23 protein-coding genes are annotated in these 20,955 nt (G+C 68.7%); 15 read left to right on the forward strand and 8 right to left on the reverse strand.

Features of this window, described 5'->3' with window-relative positions:
• Positions 1-20 precede the first annotated feature (20 nt).
• The 4 genes from ACFWUU_RS36265 to ACFWUU_RS36280 all read left to right on the forward strand — a co-directional run bounded on the left by ACFWUU_RS36265 (position 21) and on the right by ACFWUU_RS36280 (position 2,224).
• Positions 21-692, forward strand: coding sequence for a TetR/AcrR family transcriptional regulator (locus tag ACFWUU_RS36265; RefSeq protein ID WP_202878053.1), 672 nt, complete (start codon positions 21-23; stop codon positions 690-692).
• 99 nt (positions 693-791) lie between these two features.
• Complete coding sequence (locus ACFWUU_RS36270) at positions 792-953, forward strand: hypothetical protein (protein WP_380182634.1); 162 nt, start codon at positions 792-794, stop codon at positions 951-953.
• 91 nt (positions 954-1,044) lie between these two features.
• Positions 1,045-1,506 carry a carboxymuconolactone decarboxylase family protein gene (locus tag ACFWUU_RS36275; protein ID WP_380182636.1) on the forward strand — a complete coding sequence of 154 codons (462 nt, stop codon included), beginning with the start codon at positions 1,045-1,047 and terminating at the stop codon, positions 1,504-1,506.
• 10 nt (positions 1,507-1,516) lie between these two features.
• Positions 1,517-2,224, forward strand: a complete 708-nt coding sequence (locus ACFWUU_RS36280; RefSeq protein WP_380182637.1) for an isocitrate lyase/phosphoenolpyruvate mutase family protein — start codon at positions 1,517-1,519, stop codon at positions 2,222-2,224.
• Here ACFWUU_RS36280 and ACFWUU_RS36285 read toward each other — a convergent pair.
• On the reverse strand, positions 2,221-3,207 hold the full coding sequence (locus ACFWUU_RS36285) for a sigma-70 family RNA polymerase sigma factor (RefSeq protein WP_380182639.1): 987 nt from the start codon (positions 3,205-3,207) through the stop codon (positions 2,221-2,223). The genes ACFWUU_RS36280 and ACFWUU_RS36285 overlap by 4 nt on opposite strands.
• 138 nt (positions 3,208-3,345) lie before the next feature.
• Here ACFWUU_RS36285 and ACFWUU_RS36290 point away from each other — a divergent pair, with 138 nt between their 5' ends.
• Positions 3,346-4,056: an SDR family NAD(P)-dependent oxidoreductase gene (locus ACFWUU_RS36290; protein WP_380182641.1), complete on the forward strand. Its 711-nt coding sequence runs from the start codon at positions 3,346-3,348 to the stop codon at positions 4,054-4,056.
• Here the strand turns inward: ACFWUU_RS36290 and ACFWUU_RS36295 are convergent.
• Complete coding sequence (locus ACFWUU_RS36295; protein ID WP_380182643.1) at positions 4,029-5,900, reverse strand: hypothetical protein; 1,872 nt, start codon at positions 5,898-5,900, stop codon at positions 4,029-4,031. The two genes, ACFWUU_RS36290 and ACFWUU_RS36295, sit on opposite strands and share 28 nt — an antisense overlap.
• A gap of 85 nt (positions 5,901-5,985) precedes the next feature.
• On the opposite strand from ACFWUU_RS36295, the gene ACFWUU_RS36300 reads away from it, so the two are divergent.
• From ACFWUU_RS36300 to ACFWUU_RS36320, 5 genes are all read left to right on the forward strand, one after another.
• Positions 5,986-6,474, forward strand: a complete 489-nt coding sequence (locus ACFWUU_RS36300; protein ID WP_380182645.1) for a pyridoxamine 5'-phosphate oxidase family protein — start codon at positions 5,986-5,988, stop codon at positions 6,472-6,474.
• A 75-nt stretch (positions 6,475-6,549) separates the two neighbouring features.
• The gene (locus ACFWUU_RS36305) at positions 6,550-7,188 is read left to right on the forward strand and encodes a GntR family transcriptional regulator (RefSeq protein WP_380182647.1); all 639 of its coding nucleotides are present in this window, start codon (positions 6,550-6,552) and stop codon (positions 7,186-7,188) included.
• A 53-nt stretch (positions 7,189-7,241) separates the two neighbouring features.
• Positions 7,242-8,432, forward strand: coding sequence for an amidohydrolase (locus ACFWUU_RS36310; RefSeq protein ID WP_380182649.1), 1,191 nt, complete (start codon positions 7,242-7,244; stop codon positions 8,430-8,432).
• Positions 8,429-9,679 (forward strand): MFS transporter, encoded by a 1,251-nt coding sequence (locus ACFWUU_RS36315; protein WP_380182651.1) that lies wholly within the window; start codon positions 8,429-8,431, stop codon positions 9,677-9,679. The genes ACFWUU_RS36310 and ACFWUU_RS36315 overlap by 4 nt, the downstream gene beginning before the upstream one ends.
• Positions 9,676-10,026: a DUF488 domain-containing protein gene (locus ACFWUU_RS36320; RefSeq protein WP_380182653.1), complete on the forward strand. Its 351-nt coding sequence runs from the start codon at positions 9,676-9,678 to the stop codon at positions 10,024-10,026. The genes ACFWUU_RS36315 and ACFWUU_RS36320 overlap by 4 nt, the downstream gene beginning before the upstream one ends.
• Here ACFWUU_RS36320 and ACFWUU_RS36325 read toward each other — a convergent pair.
• The 5 genes from ACFWUU_RS36325 to ACFWUU_RS36345 form a co-directional block, all read right to left on the reverse strand.
• Complete coding sequence (locus ACFWUU_RS36325) at positions 10,023-10,826, reverse strand: family 1 encapsulin nanocompartment shell protein (RefSeq protein WP_380182655.1); 804 nt, start codon at positions 10,824-10,826, stop codon at positions 10,023-10,025. The genes ACFWUU_RS36320 and ACFWUU_RS36325 overlap by 4 nt on opposite strands.
• Positions 10,823-11,836: a Dyp-type peroxidase gene (locus tag ACFWUU_RS36330; protein WP_380182657.1), complete on the reverse strand. Its 1,014-nt coding sequence runs from the start codon at positions 11,834-11,836 to the stop codon at positions 10,823-10,825. The genes ACFWUU_RS36325 and ACFWUU_RS36330 overlap by 4 nt, the downstream gene beginning before the upstream one ends.
• Complete coding sequence (locus ACFWUU_RS36335; RefSeq protein ID WP_380182659.1) at positions 11,824-12,642, reverse strand: aldo/keto reductase; 819 nt, start codon at positions 12,640-12,642, stop codon at positions 11,824-11,826. The genes ACFWUU_RS36330 and ACFWUU_RS36335 overlap by 13 nt, the downstream gene beginning before the upstream one ends.
• A 23-nt stretch (positions 12,643-12,665) precedes the next feature.
• Positions 12,666-14,642 carry a protein meaA gene (locus ACFWUU_RS36340; RefSeq protein WP_380182661.1) on the reverse strand — a complete coding sequence of 659 codons (1,977 nt, stop codon included), beginning with the start codon at positions 14,640-14,642 and terminating at the stop codon, positions 12,666-12,668.
• 75 nt (positions 14,643-14,717) lie between these two features.
• Positions 14,718-15,050 carry an STAS domain-containing protein gene (locus ACFWUU_RS36345; RefSeq protein ID WP_137259480.1) on the reverse strand — a complete coding sequence of 111 codons (333 nt, stop codon included), beginning with the start codon at positions 15,048-15,050 and terminating at the stop codon, positions 14,718-14,720.
• 125 nt (positions 15,051-15,175) lie between these two features.
• Between ACFWUU_RS36345 and ACFWUU_RS36350 the strand changes: the two genes are divergently transcribed.
• The 4 genes from ACFWUU_RS36350 to sppA all read left to right on the forward strand — a co-directional run bounded on the left by ACFWUU_RS36350 (position 15,176) and on the right by sppA (position 19,034).
• Positions 15,176-15,508, forward strand: coding sequence for a hypothetical protein (locus ACFWUU_RS36350; protein ID WP_380182663.1), 333 nt, complete (start codon positions 15,176-15,178; stop codon positions 15,506-15,508).
• Between the two features lie 110 nt (positions 15,509-15,618).
• Complete coding sequence (locus ACFWUU_RS36355) at positions 15,619-16,239, forward strand: RNA polymerase sigma factor (protein WP_380182665.1); 621 nt, start codon at positions 15,619-15,621, stop codon at positions 16,237-16,239.
• Positions 16,236-17,351 (forward strand): CU044_5270 family protein, encoded by a 1,116-nt coding sequence (locus ACFWUU_RS36360; RefSeq protein WP_137259483.1) that lies wholly within the window; start codon positions 16,236-16,238, stop codon positions 17,349-17,351. Before ACFWUU_RS36355 ends, ACFWUU_RS36360 begins: the two co-directional genes overlap by 4 nt.
• A gap of 30 nt (positions 17,352-17,381) precedes the next feature.
• Positions 17,382-19,034, forward strand: coding sequence for a signal peptide peptidase SppA (sppA, locus tag ACFWUU_RS36365; RefSeq protein ID WP_380182667.1), 1,653 nt, complete (start codon positions 17,382-17,384; stop codon positions 19,032-19,034).
• On the opposite strand, the gene ACFWUU_RS36370 is transcribed toward sppA, so the two are convergent.
• On the reverse strand, positions 19,031-19,612 hold the full coding sequence (locus tag ACFWUU_RS36370) for a cob(I)yrinic acid a,c-diamide adenosyltransferase (RefSeq protein WP_137259485.1): 582 nt from the start codon (positions 19,610-19,612) through the stop codon (positions 19,031-19,033). The two genes, sppA and ACFWUU_RS36370, sit on opposite strands and share 4 nt — an antisense overlap.
• A 49-nt stretch (positions 19,613-19,661) precedes the next feature.
• Between ACFWUU_RS36370 and murA the strand changes: the two genes are divergently transcribed.
• On the forward strand, positions 19,662-20,948 hold the full coding sequence (gene murA, locus ACFWUU_RS36375) for a UDP-N-acetylglucosamine 1-carboxyvinyltransferase (protein WP_380182669.1): 1,287 nt from the start codon (positions 19,662-19,664) through the stop codon (positions 20,946-20,948).
• Positions 20,949-20,955 lie beyond the last annotated feature (7 nt).

A 20,955-nucleotide genomic window follows, 5' to 3' on the forward strand; every position in this document is an offset into this window, starting at 1 on the left:
GAAACTGCTATGGTCCAGGGGTGGAGAAGTCAGCTGGTGACACAGCACAGGGCCGCCAGCGGCTGAGCCGGGAGCGGGTGCTGGCTGCCGCCGTCGGGGTCGCCGACGCGGGCGGGATCGGGGCTCTCACGATCCGTTCGCTGGCCCAGGAGCTCGGGGCGAAACCGATGTCGGTCTACTACCACGTCGCCAACAAGGACGCGATCCTCGACGGCATCGTCGATGTGGTCTTCAGCGAGATCGACCTGCCGTCACCCGGCGGCGACTGGCGCTCCGAGCTGCGCCGGCGCGCGGCGTCGGCCCGGCAGGTACTGCGGCGGCATCGCTGGGCGATCGGGCTGATGGAGTCACGGACGACCCCAGGGCCGGCGACGCTCCGCCATCACGACGCGGTCATCGCGACTCTTCGGGCAGCGGGCTTCTCATTGGAGATGACGGCGCACGCGTACGCGCTGATCGACAGCTATACCTACGGATTCGCGCTTCAGGAAGCCGGACTCCCCTTCGAAGGCCCCGACACGGTGGCGCCGGTCGCGGACTCGATCATGGAGCAGTTCCCCGCGGGTGACTACCCGCATCTCGTCGAGATGGCCACCGGCTACTACTTCAAGACCAGCTACGACTTCGCCGACGAGTTCGACTTCGGCCTCAACCTGATCCTCGACGGTCTGAGCAGCTCACTGCACGGCTAGCGCTTTCCGGTCCATACAGGCGTACTGTGGCGGTAGCTCCGGAACGACGACATCCCACCCTGTGGTGAAGCCAAACCGGCCCTCCCGTTAGGGAACGTCATGTCCGATTCTCAGAGCACGCCCGAGACCCCTGCCCCCGTCACACCGCAGCCGTCGCCTGTCGACGAGCTGATGAAACCGCTGACGAAACGGGCACCGCGTACGCCGTTCCGCACCGCGTGGACCCAGCTGCGCAACCTCGTCCGCCGCGACAAGGCCTGACAACTTGTCGTAGCCGCGGACCGCATTGGCCCAGGGATCTGCCGTGGGAATGGACCACGTACCTGGGCCGATCCGGTCATAGCGTGAGGGTATGAGTTCAACGACGCGGCGGGTCAAGCTCGCCAACCTTGCCCCCGACTTCTACAAGGCCATGATCGAGCTGGACAAGGTGTCCGACGCCGGGCTGGACCCGAAGTTGGCGCACCTGGTCCGGATCCGGGCCTCGCAGATCAACGGCTGCTCGTACTGCACCGACATGCACTCGCTCGACCTGCTCGAGTTCGGCGCGGACCAGCAGCAGCGGATCGCGCTGCTCCCGGTGTGGCGCGAGGCGGACAAGTTCTACACCGAGCAGGAGAAGGCAGCCCTGCACCTGACCGAGGCGATCACGCTGATCAGCGTCGACCACGTCCCGGACGACGTGTACGAGGTCGCGGCCGCGGCCTTCAACGAGAAGGAACTGGCCCAGCTGATCGCGCTGATCATCACGATCAACATGTGGACCCGGGTCGGCGTGACCGGGAAGATGGAGCCCGGCCATTACAAGCCGTGAGGTGCTCACGATGACTGCCGAGCTGTTCAGAGCCATGCATCACGGTGGTACTCCCCTGGTCCTTCCGAACGCGTGGGACCCGGTGAGCGCCCGTCTGATCGCAGAGGCCGGCTTCCCCGCTGTTGCGACCAGCAGCGGGGCGGTCGCCCGCGTCCTCGGGTACGACGACGGGCAGCTGACGCCACCGTCGGCGATGTTCGCGGCGGTCGCGCAGATCGTCCGGGCGGTCGACGTACCGGTCACCGCTGACATGGAGGCCGGGTACGGCTTGCCGGCGAAGGAGTTCGCCGAGCGGTTGCTGGAGACCGGCGCGGTCGGTTGCAACCTGGAGGACTCGCTCGACGGCGGGCTGGTCGAAGTGGCACAGCAGGCCGACTACTTGGCCGAAGTACGCGCGGCCGCGGGAGCCGAGCTGGTGATCAACGCTCGGGTGGACACGTTCATCCGGCCGGTCGACGATCCGGTTGGGGAAGCGGTACGCCGGGGGCATGAGTACCGTCGCGCCGGAGTTGACTGCGTGTATCCGATCCTCGCGCCGGTTGACCAGCTCGCTCAGGTGGTCGAGGGCGTTGGCGGACCGATCAACGCGCATGCTTCACCGGGTGGACCGACGCCGGCAGAGCTCGCGGCTGTCGGCGCGACGCGGATCTCTTACGGGACGAGCGTGCACACGTATTTGATGACCAAGCTGCAGGAGTTGCTGCCGACGTTGGGCTAGCCGTCGAGGGTGCGCGGCAGACCGAAGTACGACGCGACCGTGGTGTCGAAGTGGACGATCTCGTTGATGCGGTCGCCGGTGATGCTGATCACGACCACGCCGATCAGGTGGAGGCCGCCGGTGACCGGATCACGGATGTACTCGCCCCAGGCCGGCTGACCGTTCGCGCCGACCGGGACCATCGCTGCGATCAACCGCCGGTGCGCAGCGAGCGCGGTGAAGAATCGGTGCGCGGCCTCGGTGCCGTGGTACTCGAACGGCAGCGGCGGCATCCGCACCCACGCATCGCTGGTCATCAAGGCGACCAGCGCATCGACGTCCTGCGCGGTGAACGCCTCGACGAAGCGGTCGGTCAACTCGCGCTCCTCCGCGCCGCCGACGCCCGTGGATCGATCGGCAGCGTCCATCGTCGATCGAGCACGAGCAAGTGCGCTGTTGACGGCCGCCTCGGTCAGACCGAGCAGCTCCGCGGTCTCACTGGCTCGATAGCCCAGTACGTCGCGCAGCAACAACACCGCGCGCTGATTCGGCGGGAGCAGTTGTACTGCGGTGACGAACGCGAGCGAGATCGCCTCGCGCGACTCGTACCGTGCTTCCGGTCCCGGCAGCTGATCTGGTATGCCATCCAGGAGGACATCGGGATAGGGCTGCAGCCACAGGACCTCGCCCGAACGGTAGGGCTCCGGTGCCGGGACCGGGAGTGGTGCCGTCGGCAACGGTCGGCGTGACGACGAGCGCAGTACATTCAGGCACCGATTGGTCGCGATGCGGTAGAGCCAGGTGCGGACCGACGACCGGCCCTCGAACCCGCTCAGTCCGATCCATGCCGAGAGCAACGTTTCCTGCAGCGCGTCCTCGGCGTCCTGCAACGACCCGAGCATCCGGTAGCAGTGCAGCTGCAGCTCTCGGCGATGCGGCTCGACCAGCGCCGCGAACGCCTCCCGGTCACCTTCCCGCGCACGCTGGAGCAGGTCGTCCGGCATGAGTCACCTCCGTCGTCATTCATCCTCGCACTGGTTGTGACACCGGCGCGGGCCTGAACTGATCGGTCCCCGGGCGAGCAGTTCCGGTCGTCGGTGCGGTCTGTCCTCTCTGCAAGGACAACCGAAACGGAGAACGCCATGTCCATCGAGAACCGCACCGTCCTGATCACCGGCGCCAACCGAGGCATCGGACGCGCCTTGGTCGAGGAAGCCCTGCGCCGGGGCGCCAAACGTGTGTACGCCGGAACCCGCGTCGTGCGCACGCACCCGGATGAACGGGTGACGTATCTGAGCCTGGATGTGACCGACCAGGCCCAGATCGAGGCCGCGGCGAAGGCCGTCGAGTCACTCGACGTACTGGTCAACAACGCCGGCCTGGCGGCGTACGACAACCTCTCGGACCGCGGGCAGCTGGAACAGCACCTGGCGGTCAATCTCTTCGGGCCGCATGCGATGGCCTCGGCGTTCCTGCCGCAGCTCGTCGAGTCGCGCGGCGCGATCGTCAACGTGCTGTCCGTGGCAGCGCTCGCGTCGCTGCCGATGATCCCGGCGTACTCGATCTCGAAGGCGGCCGCGTTCTCGTTGACTCAGTCGCAGCGTGCGCTGCTGGCGCCGCAAGGTGTGCGGGTGCATGCCGTCCTGACCGGGCCGACGGACACCGAGATGTCGCGAGATCTCGACGTGCCGAAGGCGTCACCGGAGTCGGTCGCGGCGGCGATCTTCGACGGGGTCGCGGCGGGCGATGAGGAGATCTTCCCGGATCCGTTGTCGGCTCTGCTGGCTCCGAGTTGGGTCGGCGGATCCGTGAAGGAGCTCGAGCGTCAGAACGCCGCGCTCCTGAGCGCATAGACGAGGGCCCAGTCCTGGTCGTTGGCGAGAGGGTCGGCGAGGTGCGCGGGCTGGCCGTTGACGCAGCTCGGGTAGACGAATGCGCACGTCGCCGATCCGTCCGCGTTGAAGCTGACCAGGTTCGCGCGGAGGATCGCGTCTTCGGCGGCGTCGAGCCAGGCGGCTTGTTCGGGCGTGACGAGTTCGCGCGGCCAGGCGGCGTACACGACTGCGCTCAGCGCTGACCAGTAGTGCGGGAAGACGTCGCCCCACAACCGCAGCCGGCCGAACCAGTAGCCGTCCCAGTGCCGGATCGGGACGTGCCGCAGCCGTACGTCGGGTTGGTCGGCGGCGAACGCGGTCAGCCAGGGCAGACGGCGGGTCAGCTCGGCGCCGTCAATCTCGTCCGGCGCGATTTGGTATGCCGAAACGAGCAGCTCGAGGAGCGGGGCAACCATCGACTGCTCGTAGTTGACCTCGTGGGGCGGCAGTTCGTCGCCGTACCCGATGAAGGTTTTGGTATGCCGGATCAGGTGCTCGTGCAGGCCGAGCTCGCTGAGGAGCGGGCCGAGGTCGAACGCGAGGAAGTGGTCGCCGCCGAGTTCGTAGTACCGGTTGAGGATGCGGGTCGCGCCGGACCGGTCACCCTGGCCGATCAGGAAGCGTGCGAACCAGGGGAAGTTGTACAGGCGTACGTCGTTCTGATGGACGCTGTCGTCCTGGATCGTGCCGGCATCGTCGAGCAGGTACTCGCGGACGAACTGCTCGTAGCCGTCGAGCGCCGCGTCCAACTCGACGCGGTCGCCCCAACCGCGGTCGCGGACCTCCTGCAGGAGAAGGGCCATCCCTACTCGCTCGCGCGCGTCCGACCAGTCGCGCCAGGCGCTCGACAGGACGGTCAGGCCGCTGTCGTTGTCGTACGGCACGAAGGCGTACCTGCGGCTGCCCGCCAGCTCGGGGCGGCGTTGGCGGTCGAGGACGAAGCGGACCCGGCGCTCGGCGATCTGCCGGAGCGGTTCGTGGAAGAGGAGCGCGATCCGGGACCGGCCGTCAGCTGATTCGACGTACTTGATGCCGGGCTCGGTCGCGGTGATCTCGCGGCCGTCGTGGAGCTGGATCGTCTCGTTGAGCTCGGCTGCCAGACGGTCGGCACCGATGAGTGGTGCGCGATCCGCGTGGAAGGCGGGCAGATCGGTATACCAATCGAGCTGCCAGGTCCACCGGTAGGAAGCACCTGGCTCGAGCGTGATCACCGGTTGGCCTCCCATCGCGTGCGGCGCGCGGGCGTGGTCGGTGACGTGGAGGTAGATGTGCCCGCGGATGTTGCTGCTCGTGCCGGGCTCGCGGGACTCGACGGAGTACGCCCAGAGCTCGCCCTCCTTCAGCTGTAGTCCTAGGCCTGGTCCGCTCCCGTCCATCGGCACCGCCCAGACCCAGGCGTCCGCGCCACCGGTCCAGACGTGCGCATGTACGGCGCCGGTGAGGCTCTCGCGGCTGGACGTGTAGACGTCGCGGTACGGCGTACTGATCGCGAGCGAGCCGATCTCGATGGACTCGGCGCTCGTGTTGCGGAGCTCGTACGTCTCGGTCCAGTGCTCGCCGAAGCGGCGGCCGACGCGCAGCTCCAGCTCGCCGAACTGGTACATCAGGTCGATGCCGCTGCTCCGCCACCGCGTGAACGCCGGGTTGTCGAAACGGTATGCCGCCCGGTCCGTGATCACGAATCCCTTGCCCCAGGCATGCAGACTGTCGTGCACGACCCCGTCGTCCAGCAGGACCCGTCGGCCGTCGGGGTGCAACACCTGCACCACCGCGCCGTCATCGCCGACCTCAACGAAACCTGGACCGAATCTGAAACTCTCCACGATTCGCCAACCTATCGATGTCGAGAACCGCTCAACGGCTCCGTCCCCTTGATGAGAACACGCTCACGACGAAAGGTTGACTCCGATGAACCAGCAGCAGATCGCCGAGATCCTCGCCAAGCCGTACGCGCAGGAACTGCTCAACGGTCCCGAGCCGGCCCGTCTCGCGTACGACGGGCTGGACGGCGACCCGCGCGTCATCCCGATCGGCTTCTGGGTCGAGGGCGAGCAGATCCTGGTCGCCACGGTGCCGAAGGCCGCCAAGGTCGCCGCGATCCGCAAGAACCCGAAGGTCGCGCTCACGATCGACACCGGCGCGTTCCCGCCCAAGGCCCTGCTGATCCGCGGCACCGCCGAGGTGGAACTGGTCCCGGGCGTCACGGAGGGCTACCTGACCGCCGGCCACAAGGTGATGACCGACGAGCAGTACCCGGACTGGGCCGCCGGCGTCCAGAGCCTGTACGACGCGATGGCCGTCATCACGATCACGCCGACCTGGGCCAAGCTGCTCGACTTCGAGACCACGATCCCGAAGGCGGTCGAGGACCTGATCAAGGAGAAGAGCGCGGGCTGATCACAGCCGGTGGCGCAGAGTGTTGCGCGCGTGCGGCATCCTTGGGTGGTGGTATACCAAATCCGGGAGAAGTCGATGAGCGACAGTCGAGAGTCCGAGACCGAGCGGGTCACGCGGCAGCTGCGGGACGAGATCCTCGACGGCGTCCGGCCACCCGGTGACCGGCTGGTCGAGCGGGACCTCGCGACCGCACTCGAGGTTAGCCGAGTGCCCGTCCGGGAGGCGCTGAAGGTGCTGGTGAGCGAAGGGCTGGTGACGCCACGGCCCCGCTCCTGGTCGGTCGTCCGCACGTTCACCGATTCCGACATCGCCGATCTGACCGAGGTCCGGACCGCCTTCGAGCCGCTGACGTTCCGGCTGGCGGCCGAGCGCCGTACCCGCGAAGGGCTCGATCGGCTGCGAAAGACTTTGGACGAACAGCTTGTAGCAGCACGAGCGAAGGACGCCGTGGTCGCCCGGCGGAAGGCAGCCGACTTCCATGAGCTCGTCACCGAGCTCGCCTCGAACGAACTGCTGATCGAGATCGAGCGGCCGCTGCGAAGCCGGATGCGCTGGCTGCTGACCCAGCACGACGACCTGATCGCGGTCGCGGGTCAGCACCTGGAGTTGTACCGGGCCATCGCGAACCGCGACGTCGACGAGGCCGAGCGGCTGGCGAGCGAACATCTGGCCCAGTCGCAGATCCTGTTCCGGTTCAGCCGCGGCATGGACTGACGGGGGCTCCGAGCCAGTCGGAGCGGTCGGCAATTTGGTATACCATTCTGTTCATGACCTCCTTTCTGCTTGCTGACGTGCGCCCGTGGGGCGGTGCCCCGGTCGACCTCGCGATCGCCGATGGTGTGATCACAGACATCACCCCGGCCGGCCGTCAGACAGCAGCAGATCAGCAGGTCGTCGACGGACGCGGTCTGCTCGCACTGCCGGGCTTCGTCAACGCGCACGCACACGTCGACAAGAGCTGGTGGGGCCAGCCGTGGGTCTCGTACGGCGGCGAGCCGACGACCCAGGGCCGGATCGCGCACGAGCGGGCCGAGCGCGACAAGTACGGAATCCCGAGCGTCGCGGGCGCGACCGCAGTACTGCGTGAGTTCTTGCGGCACGGTACGACGGCCACCCGCACGCACGTCGATGTCGACCTCGGCGTCGGGCTGCAGGGGATCGCGAACGTGCACGAGGCGGTCGACGCGCTCGGCGGCGCGGTCGAGGTGGAGATCGTCGCGTTCCCGCAGGACGGCGTACTGCGGCGTCCCGGCGTACTCGAGCTGCTGGACAAGGCCGCGGCCGAAGGCGCCACCAGCATCGGCGGACTCGACCCGGCGTCGATCGACCGCGACCCGGTCGGCCAGCTGGACGCGCTGTTCGAGATCGCGGCCCGGCGTGAGGTCGGGATCGACATCCACCTGCACGACCGCGGCGACCTCGGCGCGTTCCAGTACGAGCTGATCGTCGAGCGCACCAAGCAGGCGGGCCTCGGCGGCAGGGTCAACGTCTCGCACGGATTCGCCCTCGGCGAACTGCCCGAGCAGCGACGGGCGGAAATGGTAGACCAGCTCGGCGAGGCCGGGATCTCCTGGACGACGGTCGCGCCGATCAACTCGGCGCCGCTCCCCTGGCGCGAGATGCGTACGGCGGGCGTCGCGGTCGGCCTCGGCACCGACGGCATCCGTGACCTCTGGTCGCCGTACGGCGATGGCGATCTGCTGCAGGTCGCCCGCCAGTTCGCCCGGCTGCACGGGCTGCGCGCCGACGAGGACCTGACCTACGCGATCGAGCTCGCGACGACGTACGGCGCCCCGTTCGTCCATCGCGAGAACTACGGACTGACGCCAGGAGCGCGTGCGGACGTCGTCCTGCTCGACGCCGAGAACGTCCCGGATGTGCTCGTCCGGGCGCCGCGTCGTGAGCTGGTCATCGCGGGCGGCCAGGTCGTCGTACGCGACGGCGAACTCCAGGTGTGAGTACCAACTCTGTCGTCGAGCGGACGCTTGGCTCGCTCCGGGACAGCCGCCCGTTTCGCCTGTTCTGGTTCTCGAATCTGTTCTTCTTCGGCGGGGTGTGGACGCAGACGCTCGTGCTCGGCTGGCTCGCGTACGAGACCACGCATTCCGATTTCCTCGTCGCGGTGTTCGGTGCCGTGCGGCTGGCGCCCTTGCTGCTCGGGCCGTTCGCGGGTGCGTTCGCGGATCGGCACAACCGGGTCCGGCTGCTGATCATCGCGGCCTCGTGGGCGCTGGTCGCGGTCAGCGCGGTGGCCACGCTGGCGTCGCTCGGGCGTGCGACGTACTCGGTGCTCGTGCTCGGCGGGTTCGCGATCGGGCTGGCGCAGTCGCCGTCGCAGCCGGCCCGTGCCTCGCTCGTGCTCGACCTGGTCGGGCGTCAGAACCTCAGCAACGCCAACGCGCTCAACGCGATGGCGCTGAACATGACCCAGGTGATCGGTCCGGCGATCGGCGGCCTGATGATCACCGGCCTCGGTGCGCCGACCGCACTGTGGGTCTCGACATTTTGGTATGCCATTTCTCTGGTGACCCTGCTGCCGTTGCGCGAGTACGGCCAGGTGGTCGGCGGGCACACCGCATCGGCGGTGCGGATGGTCACGAGTGGCTTGCGCGAGATCGCCCGGAACCGGCTCGCCTCCACCGTCCTCCTGATCACCCTGGCCGCGAACACTCTGCTGTGGCCGATCGCCCAGTCGTTCATGCCGGTCTTCGCGCAGGAGTCACTCGGCCTCAACGCCGCCGGCCTCGGCTGGCTGCTGACCTGTGGCGGCGTCGGCGGTCTGGCCGGCTCGCTGGTGATCGCCTGGCTCGGCGACTTCCGCTTCAAGGGCGGCATGTTCGTCGTCGGCACGGCCGCGTGGGGGATGTTGTGGGCGCTGTTCGGCCTCTCCCACAGCGTCATCGCGTCGTTCGTCCTGATGACCGCGATCGGCGTGCTGAGCGCGGCGTTCGGCGTACTACAAACCACGCTGCTGCTGATGACCACGCCCGAGTCACTCCACGGGCGGGCGCTCGGCGTACAGGAGCTTGCCATCGGCATCATGCCGGCGGCGTCCCTGGTGCTGGGCGCTTTCGCCGAGCGCTACGGCGTCGACATCACCACGTTCGTCAGCGCGGTTCTGCTTGTCGTCATGGTCGGCGCCCTCGCGATCTGGACACCGCCGCTTCTCCGTTACGGCGGCGAAGGAACTACCGTGGACCGATGACGGTAAGGGTTCGGCGGGTGTACGACCCGGTGGAGGACGACGGCGGGCAGCGGGTCCTGGTCGACCGGCTGTGGCCGCGCGGCCTCAGCCGGTCGAAGGCGCGCATCGACGAGTGGTGCAAGGACGTTGCCCCGTCCACCGAACTGCGCGAGTGGTACGGGCACGACCCCGCGCGGTACGACGAGTTCGCGAACCGGTACCGCAGCGAGCTCGACGACCCGGTCCGCGCGGCCGCCCTCAGCGAGCTGCGTGAGCTCGCCGGGAACGGCACACTGACGTTGCTGACCGCAACGAAGGACTTCGCGATCAGCCAGGCCGCCGTGCTCGCCGAGCTCCTCGAGGACTAGCCCCGCAGTACGACGCTGGACTCCGACGTGAGAGCGAGGAACGTCAGCGACTCCTGCAGGTACAGCTCGACGGTGTCGGCGTCGTGGGACAGGTAGCCGATCGACAGGTCCTGACCGAGGTGCAGCTCGTAGTCACCACCGCGCGTCGACACCAGCAGAGCGCCCTCGAGCGCAGGCGCCCAGATGATCTCGCCGTCGCCGACGAGCCGGGCCAGGTGATCGCGGATCGGGTAACCGTGGTCGGTCGTCTCCGCGACCGCGGTGTACAGGTCGGCCGACAGCAGCAAGCTGTACGGTCCGTCGACCCCGGCCAGCCGGAGCGCCCGCAGCGCCTGGGCGACGGAGTCAGGCAGCTCGCGAGCCTCGGACGGCAACGTGAGTACGTCGTTCGAGCTGCTCGGCGCGAGACCCTCGATCCCGGCGGCGCCGGAACCGTGGAAGACCAGGTGGTCCTCGGCGTACGCGATCTGCTTCGCGGCGTCCTTGACCGGCTGCCAGTCCGAGTCCTTCGCGCCGCGCTCCACGTCGTCGACGGCCTGCCGGGTGACGGTGAACGGGACGCGCAGCTCGATGATCGGCTGGGACAGCCGCCGGCGCGCGATCACGCCGTCGCCCGGCGCCTCGACCGTCTCCAGGTGGCCGGTGCCGACCGAGGACAGCTCCGGGCCGGACGGGCCGACCAGGTCGACCACGCGGCGCCCGGCGATGTCGCGGGTGAAGGTACGGCGAGCCTCCTCCTCGATCTCGCCCCAGGCGGCGTCCGAGACCGGGGCCAGCTCGCGGTGCAGGTTGTTCGTCATGTGCGACTCCTTCTGAGGCTGCCGATTCCCAGCGATCCGTCCGCCGGGTTCGTAGTGGTCCGGGCGGACGTGGTCGCAGCGGGCGCCGGCGACGGGTCTTCGAGGAACTCCGCGGTCGGCACGAAGAACAGACTGCCGGTGACCGCGGTCGAGAAGTCAAGGATCCGGTCGTAGTTCCCGGGCGGCTCACCGACGAACATCCGGTGCAGCATCCGCTCGATCACGTCCGGCGTGGCGGCGTACCCGATGAAATAGGTGCCGAACTCGGCGGCGCCGGGTGAGCCGAAAGCCATGTTCTCGCGGACGATCTGCCGCTCGGTGCCGTCCGGGTCGACGATCGTGTTCACCGCGACGTGCGAGTTGGCCGGCTTGTCCTCGTCGGACAGCTCGAAGTCACTGAGCTTCTCCCGGCCGATCACGCGCTCCTGCTCGGCGACCGGCAGCGCCTGCCAGGCGTCGAGGTCATGCAGATACTTCTGTACGACGACGTAGCTACCGCCGGCGTACGCCGGGTCCTCGTCGCCGACGGTGATCGCGGCGACGGCCTTCGATCCGGTCGGGTTCTCGGTGCCGTCGACGAAGCCGAGCAGATCGCGCTCGTCGAAGTACTTGAAGCCCTGAACTTCGTCGAGCACCTTCACGTGGCCGGCCAGCCGCGCCATCACCTGGCGGGCGAGCTCGAAACACAGGTCGAGCCGGCGGGCGCGGATGTGGAACAGCAGGTCGCCGTGCGTCGCCGGCGCGGTGTGCTTCGCGCCGGACAACGCCCGGAACGGATGCAGGTCGCGCGGGGCCGGCGCCCGGTAGAGCCGGCTCCACGCGGACGCGCCGATGCCGACGACGCAGCTGAGCTGGTCGTCCGGCGCGCGGAACCCGACGGCACGCGTGAGCCCGGCGACGTCCTCCAGCAGGGCCCGCGCGGTGTCCTCGGATCCCGGACGTACGGCGAGCACCAGGAAGACGGCCGCCTTCGCGGGCTCACGCAGTACCTCCTGAATCAGGACCACCACTTCCCGCTGCTGGACAGGGCGTCCGCCGTCCGGTGCGTGGTGTCGAGGGCGTCGAGGTCCGCGATCGCGGCGTCGTCGAGCTCGAAGTCGAAGACGTTGAAGTTCTCGATGATCCGGTCCTGGTGGGTGGACTTGGGGATGACCGAGAGACCCTTCTGGATCGCCCAGCGGATCAGCACCTGCGCCGGGGTGTGGCCGGTGGCTTCCGCGAGGCGGGCCACGACCGGACCGTCGAGGTGGCGGCCGGTGCCGAGCGGGCTGTACGCCTGGGACACGATGTTCGCGTCGTCACCAGCGGCGACCAGGCCGGCGCGGTACTCGAACGGGCTGAACTGGATCTGGTTGACGGCCGGCTGGATGGTGGCGACCTTCGACAGCTCCTGGATCTCGTCGGCACCGAAGTTCGAGATGCCGATGCCCTTGGTCAGGCCGGCCTCGACGGCGGCCTCCATCCCCGGCCAGGCCCAGGTCGGCCCGCCCTGCGGCCAGTGGATCAGGTACAGGTCGAGGTACTCCGTGCCGAGCCGCTCGAGACTCTTCTCCGCCTCGACCCGCGCATCCTTGCCGCCCGGGTAGAACTTCGTGGTCAGGAAGATCTCCTCGCGCGGGATCCCGCTCTCGCGGATCGCCTTCCCGACGCTGGTCTCGTTCCGGTACGCCTGGGCCGTGTCGATCAGCCGATACCCGGCCTCGAGCGCCCAGCTGACGGCCCGCTCGGTCTGCGCGCCGTCCTCAACCTGCCAAACCCCCAGCCCCAGCACCGGGATCTCAGTTCCGTTCGAGAGCTCACGAGTGTTCGCAGTCATGTACTTCTTCTACCACGCGCGAGCTACAGCTTGTTGGCATGGCGGATTACTTGGACCACATCCGCCATCATGCCGGTGAGGTCGTAGTCCTTCGGCGTGTAGATGGCGGCTACGCCGGCCGCGCGGAGGGACTTCGCGTCGGTGTCGGGGACGATGCCGCCGACTACTACCGGGACGTCCTCCAGGCCTGCCTCGCGAAGGCCCGCCACGACCTGCGGGACCAGTTCCATGTGGGAGCCGGACAGGATGGACAGGCCCACGCAGTGGACGTCCTCCGCGACGGCGGCGGCGACGATCTGTTCGGGGGTGAGGCGGATGCCTTGGTAGATGACCTCGAAGCCGACGTCGCGGGCGCGGACGGCGACCTGTTCGGCACCGTTCGAGTGGCCGTCGAGGCCCGGTTTGCCGACGAGCAGACGGAGCCGGCCACCGAGCTCGTCGGAGGTGGCCGCGACGTCAGCGCGTACGGCGGCGATCTCGGCGCCGCCGGCGGATACGCCAACCGAGCCGGACACGCCGGTCGGCGCGCGGTATTCGCCGTACATCTCCCGGAGGACCCCGGCCCACTCCCCCGTGGTCACACCGGCGCGAGCGCACTCGAGCGTGACGGGCATGAGGTTGTCGGTCCCCTTGGCGGCAGAGCGCAGCTTGCCCAGCGCGGCCTCGACCGCGGACGCGTCGCGCGACGCACGCCAACTCTCCAGTGACGAAAGCGCAGCAGACTCGGCGGCGGGGTCGACGGTCTGGATCGCCGTGTCGAGGTCGGCGGTCAGCGGCGACGGCTCGGTGTTCTCGAACCGGTTCACCCCGACGACGACCTGTTCGCCGGACTCGATCCGCTGGCGGCGTTCGGCGTGCGACGCCACGAGCGCCTGCTTCAAGTACCCGCTCTCGACCGCCGCGACGGCCCCGCCCATCGCCTGCACCCGGTCGATCTCCTCGCGCGCCCCCTCGACCAGCGACGCCACCTTCGCCTCGATCACATGCGAGCCGTCGAAGATGTCGTCGTACTCGAGCAGGTCGCTCTCATAAGCCAGCACCTGCTGCATCCGCAACGACCACTGCTGGTCCCACGGCCGCGGCAGACCGAGCGCCTCGTTCCAGGCCGGCAACTGCACCGCCCTTGCCCGCGCATTCTTCGACAGCGTGACGCCGAGCATCTCGAGCACGATCCGCTGCACGTTGTTCTCCGGCTGCGCCTCGGTCAGCCCGAGCGAGTTCACCTGTACGCCGTACCGCAACCGCCGCGCCTTCGGATCGGTCACGCCGTACCGCTCCAGCGTCAGCTCATCCCACAGCTGCACGAACGCGCGCATCTTGCACGTCTCCTCGATGAACCGCACGCCGGCGTTCACGAAGAACGAGATCCGCTGTACGACGTCCCCGAACCGCTCCGGCGGCACCTGGCCGCCGTCGCGGACCCGATCGAGTACGGCGATCGCCGTCGACAGCGCGAACGCCAGCTCCTGCACCGGCGTCGCGCCCGCCTCCTGCAGGTGGTAGCTGCAGATGTTGATCGGATTCCACTTCGGCATCTGCGCGACCGTGTACGCGATCACGTCGGTCGTCAGCCGCAGCGACGCATCCGGCGGGAATGCGTACGTCCCGCGCGACAGGTACTCCTTCACGATGTCGTTCTGCGTCGTACCCGTGAGCTCGGACGGCAGGGCGCCCTGCTCCTGCGCCGCGACCTGGTAGAGCGCGAGCAGCCACATCGCGGTCGCGTTGATCGTCATCGACGTGTTCATCTGCGCGAGCGGAATCTGCTCGAACAGCGCCCGCACGTCGCCGAGATGCGCGACCGGTACGCCGACCTTCCCGACCTCACCCTTCGCCAGCGGATGATCCGCGTCGTACCCGGTCTGCGTCGGCAGATCGAACGCGACCGACAGCCCGGTCTGCCCCTTCGCCAGGTTCCGCCGGAACAACGCGTTGGACTCCGCCGCGGACGAGTGGCCCGCGTACGTACGCATCACCCAGGGTCGATCCGAGGTCGCCATGTACCCGAGAGTAGGACTGTGTGCCCTTGTGAGTCTGCCCCTCGTGACTGGTGTCACCAGGGGCGTGGATCACACTCAGGCACTGAGCGGTAGAGGTGTTCGCTCGACCTTGAGGACGCGGTGCAGGCGGGTGACGGCGAGGATGCGGACGACCGAGGGCAGAGGGTGCCAGAGCACCAACTGCCGGCCGAGGGACTGGGTTCTGCGGTGGGTGGCGACCAGGAGGCCGAGGCCGGTGGCGTCGACCGCGTCGACCTCCTCCAGGTCGACGATCACGTCGCCGTCGGAGGTGTCGATCAGGTGGTTGAGAGTTTGGCGGACGTCGCCGACGGACCGGACATCGAGGATGCCGGTCAGGTGTATGACGTTGTCAGGCTCAGCTGATGTTCTGTGGGTCGGTGCCAGCATGTCCGTGCCCTCCGCTCTTCCGGCGGCCCCCGAGTGATCGGCCGCGTGGCAGCGTCTTGATGGTAAAGACTCCCCGGAGACACGGAAGGTTGCCAAGACCTCGCGATCTTTTGTTTCGCGAGACAATGGTGTCCGTGTTCGCCGAGCATTACTTCCTGTTCCCGGTGGTGGCCATCGCCCTGGCCGGTGTGATGGTGCTGCTGTGCCGCTGGGCCTTCTCGAAGGCCAAGGGCGGATCGCTGGTGCGGCGCGTCGATCACCGCCCCGCCGAGCGCGATGCGTTCGGCCTGCTCACCGACATCCGGACGGTGGCGAACTACAACGAGGCCCGGGTTCTCGTGTCCCGGCTGAAGGATTTCGGCATCAAGGCGACCGCGGCCCACACCAAGGACGGCTGGACCATCTACGTCTGGCCGCGTGACGAGGCCGCCGCCCGCGGGCTGCTCGACCACTCTTAGACCTGCTGTCATCCAGAGAGCGCTCTCGCGCGTCCTTTAGCGACGACGGGGGTCGCGAGAAGGGGTCTGGGGACATCGGACAAGAGCAGAGTGAGCCCACGAGGAGGACCATGACGCCCGAGGTGGCCCTCGCCGCCGTCACGCTGCCCAGCCGGGTACGCCGTGACGCCGTACCCGCGGACGACGACGGGTCGGAGCTCGAGGCGTCGGTGCGCGAGCCGGAGCGGTTCGCGGCCATCTTCGACCGGTACTTCGGCCAGGTGCACTCGTACGTCGCCCGCCGGCTCGGGAGCGACGTCGCGGACGATCTGGCCGCGGAGACGTTCCTGATCGCGTTCCGGCAGCGCGCCCGGTTCGACCGGCGCAACGGGGTCGTGCGGGCGTGGCTGTACGGCATCGCGACCAATCTGATCCGCCGGCACCGTCGGGACGAGGTACGGGCGTGGCGTGCCGCCGCGAAGCTCCCGCTGCCGGTCCCGGCCGCGACACATGAGGACAGGGTCGCCGCTCAGGTGACAGCGGAGGGCGCCTCACCTGAACTGGCAGCCGCGTTGGCGAAGCTGAACGCGAAGGACCGGGAGGTCCTCCTGCTGGTGGCGCTCGGACAGCTCACGTACGACGAGGTGGCGGCGGCGCTCGGGATCGCGTACGGGACGGTGTGCTCGCGGCTGTCGCGTGCGCGCCGGGTAGTACGGGCGGCCGTGACGAACCCCGCGGAGGATCCGGCATGAACGAGTTCGACGTACTGCGGAAGGCGTTCCCGGAAACGGACGGTCCGACGCCGGAGGCAACCGACGCCGCCCGGCGCCAGGTGGAGGAGCTGATCCACCAGGCCAAGCCGGCCAGGTCCTTCACGACCTTTGTCCGGGCCGGCTGGCTCGGGACTGCTGTTACTGCGGCGACCGCGCTGGTGGCCGTGGTCGGCCTGGGTGGCGCGCTGGTGGTGGGACAGAACGGCGGGACAGAGCCGGGTGCACCGACCACCACCACTGCGCCGCGGCTGACCGCAGCAGCCGAGGTGCTGATCGCGGCGGCGGTGCACCAGGAGAAGGACGAGAAGGTGTCCGGGAAGTACTACCGGGTGCGCAGCCTGCAACTGAACCCGACGACCCGGGTCGGCAACCCGAAGTACACGCTCGAGCGGCGATCGATCACCGAGAGCTGGATGCCGATGAAGCCGGGCGTGGAGTCCTGGTTCGGCTGGGTGAACCTCGGCTATCAGCTCGTCAGCCCGGCCGACGAGGCGAAGTGGCGGGCGCAGGGTTCGCCGACGTCCTGGCAGCTGCCGTACGAGCGGACTCCGATCACCATGTCCGACGGCGTACCTGTGGTGAACAAGATGTCGTTCCGCGACGTCCCGCCCGGGTACTACCTGACCGGCGACAAGCCGCTCAGCGCCGAGCAGATCGCGCACCTGCCAACCAGCCCGATCCAGCTCCGCCAGTACCTCGACAACACCGCCGCCAGGGACGTGCCGGCAGCAGACCGCGAGTACGCCGTCTTCGCCGCCGCCGGGCGGCTCCTGTTCGAGATGCCTGCTCCCCCGAAGCTGCGGGGCGCAGCGCTCCGCGTGCTCGCCACCCTACCGGGGACCCACATTCGCACCGGTGTGAAGGATCCGCTGGGCCGCGTCGGCACGGAGGTCAGCCTGACTGCCGCGCTGAGCAAGCCGAGCGGCGACCGGACCAGCCTGTTCTGGAGCGGAGCGACGTACATCATCGACCCGACCACTGGCCGGCTGCTGAGCTCCACGATCGGCGGGCCGAAGCCTGGCTCGACCGTCGTGCTGCAGTCCGGCTGGACCGACGACAGGCCGACTCCGCCGTCGGCCGCCATCCGTTGACCGGTTGGGTCCAGCGTCTAGGTTGGGTGCATGGGGACTCTCCTGGAGCTGGATCTGACCCGTGGTGTTCTCGAGACGCCGCCTGCCTCTCCGGTGGCGGCCTTTCGGGCCCGTCATCTGCCGACGCTGCGCGAGCTGGTGTCTGCCTTGCGGAAGGGCGCGCGGGACGACTCCGTCGTCGGCGTTGTCGCCCATCTGGGTGGCAGCCGGCTGTCGCTCGCGCAGGTGCAGGAGCTACGCGAGGCGGTAGCCGACTTCCGTACGTCGGGGAAGCCCGCAGTCGCCTGGACCGAGTCGTTCGGCGAGTCCGGTCAGGGCACGGTTCCCTATTACCTGGCCACCGCGTTCGACGAGATCTGGCTGCAGCCGTCCGGCGACCTGGCCATCACCGGCGTGACCGTGCAGGCCGTCTTCATCCGCGGCGCGCTGGACAAGGCGGGCGTGATCCCGCAGTTCGGCAAGCGGCGTGAGTACAAGACGGCGGCCGACACGTTCACCGAGAAGGAGATGACCGCGCCGGGACGCGAGATGGCATCGCGGCTCGCGGAGTCGGCGTACGAGCAGATCGTCGAGGGCATCGCCGTACGGCGGCGTCTGGACACCACGCGGGTCCGGGAGCTCGTCGACAGCGCCCCACTGCCCGCACAGGACGGTCTGGACGCCGGACTGGTCGATCGACTCGGCTACCGGTCCGACGTGTACGACGAGCTCGAGAAGCAGCTCCAGTCCGACGACCGGCTGCTGGCCGAGCGCTACATCCGGCGTGGCCCGCGCAGCCTCGAGGACCTGCGTAAAACGCTCCCCTGGCCGCAGAAGCCACTCGTAGCCGTCGTCCGCGTGACCGGTGGTATCTCGGTCGGCCGCAACTCCAACAGCCCGATGGGCGGCCCAGGGTCCGGCTCCGACACCGTCGGCGCCGCACTGCGTGCTGTAGCGGCCAACGAGCACGTGAAGGCCGTCGTACTGCGAGTGGACAGCCCAGGCGGCTCGTACGTCGCATCCGACGCGATCCGCAACGAGGTACTGCGGCTCCGCTCGACCGGACGCCCTGTGATCGCGTCCATGGGCAGCGTGGCCGCGTCAGGCGGGTACTTCGTGGCGATGCCGGCGGACGTGATCGTGGCGCAGCCCGGCACGATCACCGGGTCTATCGGCGTACTGACCGGGAAGGGCGTCGTACGCGACGCGCTGGGTCGGATCGGGATCTCACGGGACGCCGTGTCCGAGGGCGCGAACGCGCAGATGTACTCGGCGCAGGAGGAGTTCACCGACGAGCAGTGGGCGCGGCTGGAGGAGACACTCGACCGCATCTACAAGGACTTCGTCGCCAAGGCCGCTCAGGACCGCGGGCTGCCCGAGGAGCGGCTGGAGGCGCTTGCGCGCGGACGGGTCTGGACCGGCTCCGACGCGCACGGCCACAAGCTCGTGGACGAGCTGGGCGGCTTCCAGCACGCGCTGACACTCGCCTGCAACCGCGCCGGCCTGGACCGCGACGAGATCGGCGTGATCGCTGCGCCGCACCGCAACCTGCTCAGCCAGCTGCGCGCGCCTGTGACGACCGATGATCTGGCCGTCAGTGCGGCGCCGCTGACGCTCGACGGCCTGACCACCGGTCTCTACAGCGCACTAGGCCTCCCGCCAGCCGGAGTTCTCCGGATGCCGTTCAACTGGGAGATCAGCTAGTCGCGCTCGCCGCCCGGCACCCAGAGGACGTCGCCGCCGGAGGACAGGTTGGCGACGCGGCCGAGGATGAAGAGCAGGTCGGACAGGCGGTTGAGGTACGTGAGCGCGAGCAGGTTGACCGACGGGCCGTGCGCCTCGACGGCAGCCCAGCCGGCCCGTTCGGCACGGCGTACGACCGTGCGGGCGACGTTCAGGTACGCCGCGCCCTCGGTGCCGCCCGGCAGGATGAACGAGCGGAGCTTGGTCAAACGACCGTTGTAGTCGTCGCACCACGCCTCGAGCCGGTCGATGTAGTCCTGGGTGATCCGCAGCGGCGGGTACTCCGGGTCAGGCGCGATCGGATTGCACAGGTCGGCCCCGACGTCGAACAGATCGTTCTGGATCCGGGTGAGCAGCACCACGAGTGTGCTGTTCAGGTGACCGGCCGCGATGGCCACACCGATGGCGGAGTTCGCCTCGTCCACCTCGCCGTACGCCGCCAGGCGCGGATCCGTCTTCGAGGTCGTGGAATTGTCGCCCAGGCGGGTCTCGCCGGCGTCACCGGTGCGCGTGTAGATCCGCGTCAAGTTCACAGCCATGCCAGGACTCTACGCAAAGCCCGACTCGGTCAAACGCTACAGTCGACCGGTGGAACGGTTTCGGATCGCAGGTGAGGCACGGCTCGACGGCACGGTCGAGGTAGCCGGGGCGAAGAACAGTGTGCTCAAGCTGATGGCGGCTGCGCTGCTGGCAGAGGGTACGACGACGCTGCGGCAGGTGCCGGGGATCCTGGACGTCACGTTCATGGCCCAGCTGCTCGACACCCTCGGGTGCTCGGTGAAGGTGGATCCGGACGGGCGGCTGGCGACGATCGCCGTACCGGCCACGGTCAAGCACCAGTGCGACTACGACCTGGTGCGCAAGCTGCGCGCGTCGATCTCGGTGCTCGGCCCGCTGCTGGCCCGCTGCGGTCAGGCGGAGGTCGCGCTGCCGGGCGGCGACAACATCGGCTCCCGCGGGCTGAACATGCACGTCGCCGGCCTGGAGTCGATGGGCGCGAAGGTGCATATCGAGCACGGTTTCGTGATCGCCGAGGCACCGCAGGGCCTGCACGGCGCCGAGGTGTGGCTGGACTTCCCGAGCGTCGGCGCGACCGAGACGATCATGATGGCGTCGGTGCTCGCGAAGGGTACGACGATCATCGAGAACGCCGCCCGCGAGCCGGAGATCCAGGACATCGCCAAGATGCTCGTGGAAATGGGCGCCCAGATCGACGGCGCCGGCTCCCCGCGGATCGAGATCACCGGCGTGGACGGGCTGCTGAACCCGGTGGATCACGTAGTGGTGCCGGACCGGATCGTGTCCGGGAGCTGGGCGTTCGCGGCTGCTATCACCAAGGGTGACATCACGATCGCGAACGGCCACGCGGAGCACCTGGAGCTTCCGCTCGACAAGCTGCACAAGGCCGGCGCGGAGATCACCGTGCTGAACCCGGGCTTCCGGGTCCGGATGCACGACCGGCCGAAGCCGGTGGACGTGGTGACGCTGCCGTACCCGGGGTTCGCGACCGACCTGCAGGCCTTCGTGATCGCGCTGAACGCGCTCAGCGACGGCGCGGCGATGGTGACCGAGAACCTGTTCGAGGGCCGGTTCACCTTTGCGCAGGAGCTGACCCGGTTGGGTGCACAGATCCAGACCGACGGGCATCACGCGGTGGTTCGCGGCGTACCGCGGCTGTCCGGTGCGCCGGTCGTCGCCTCCGACATCCGCGCGGGCGCGGCACTCGTGCTCGCCGGTCTTGCGGCCGAGGGCGAGACGCTCGTGTCGGCCGCGCATCACGTGCACCGCGGCTACACCGACTTCGCCGGCAACCTCCGCCGCCTCGGCGCCGACGTCATCGTCGAGCCGGACGACGCCGAGATGTATTGGAACTGATGGCTTA

Source organism: Kribbella sp. NPDC058693 (assembly GCF_042715335.1).
Classification (GTDB): domain Bacteria; phylum Actinomycetota; class Actinomycetes; order Propionibacteriales; family Kribbellaceae; genus Kribbella; species Kribbella jiaozuonensis.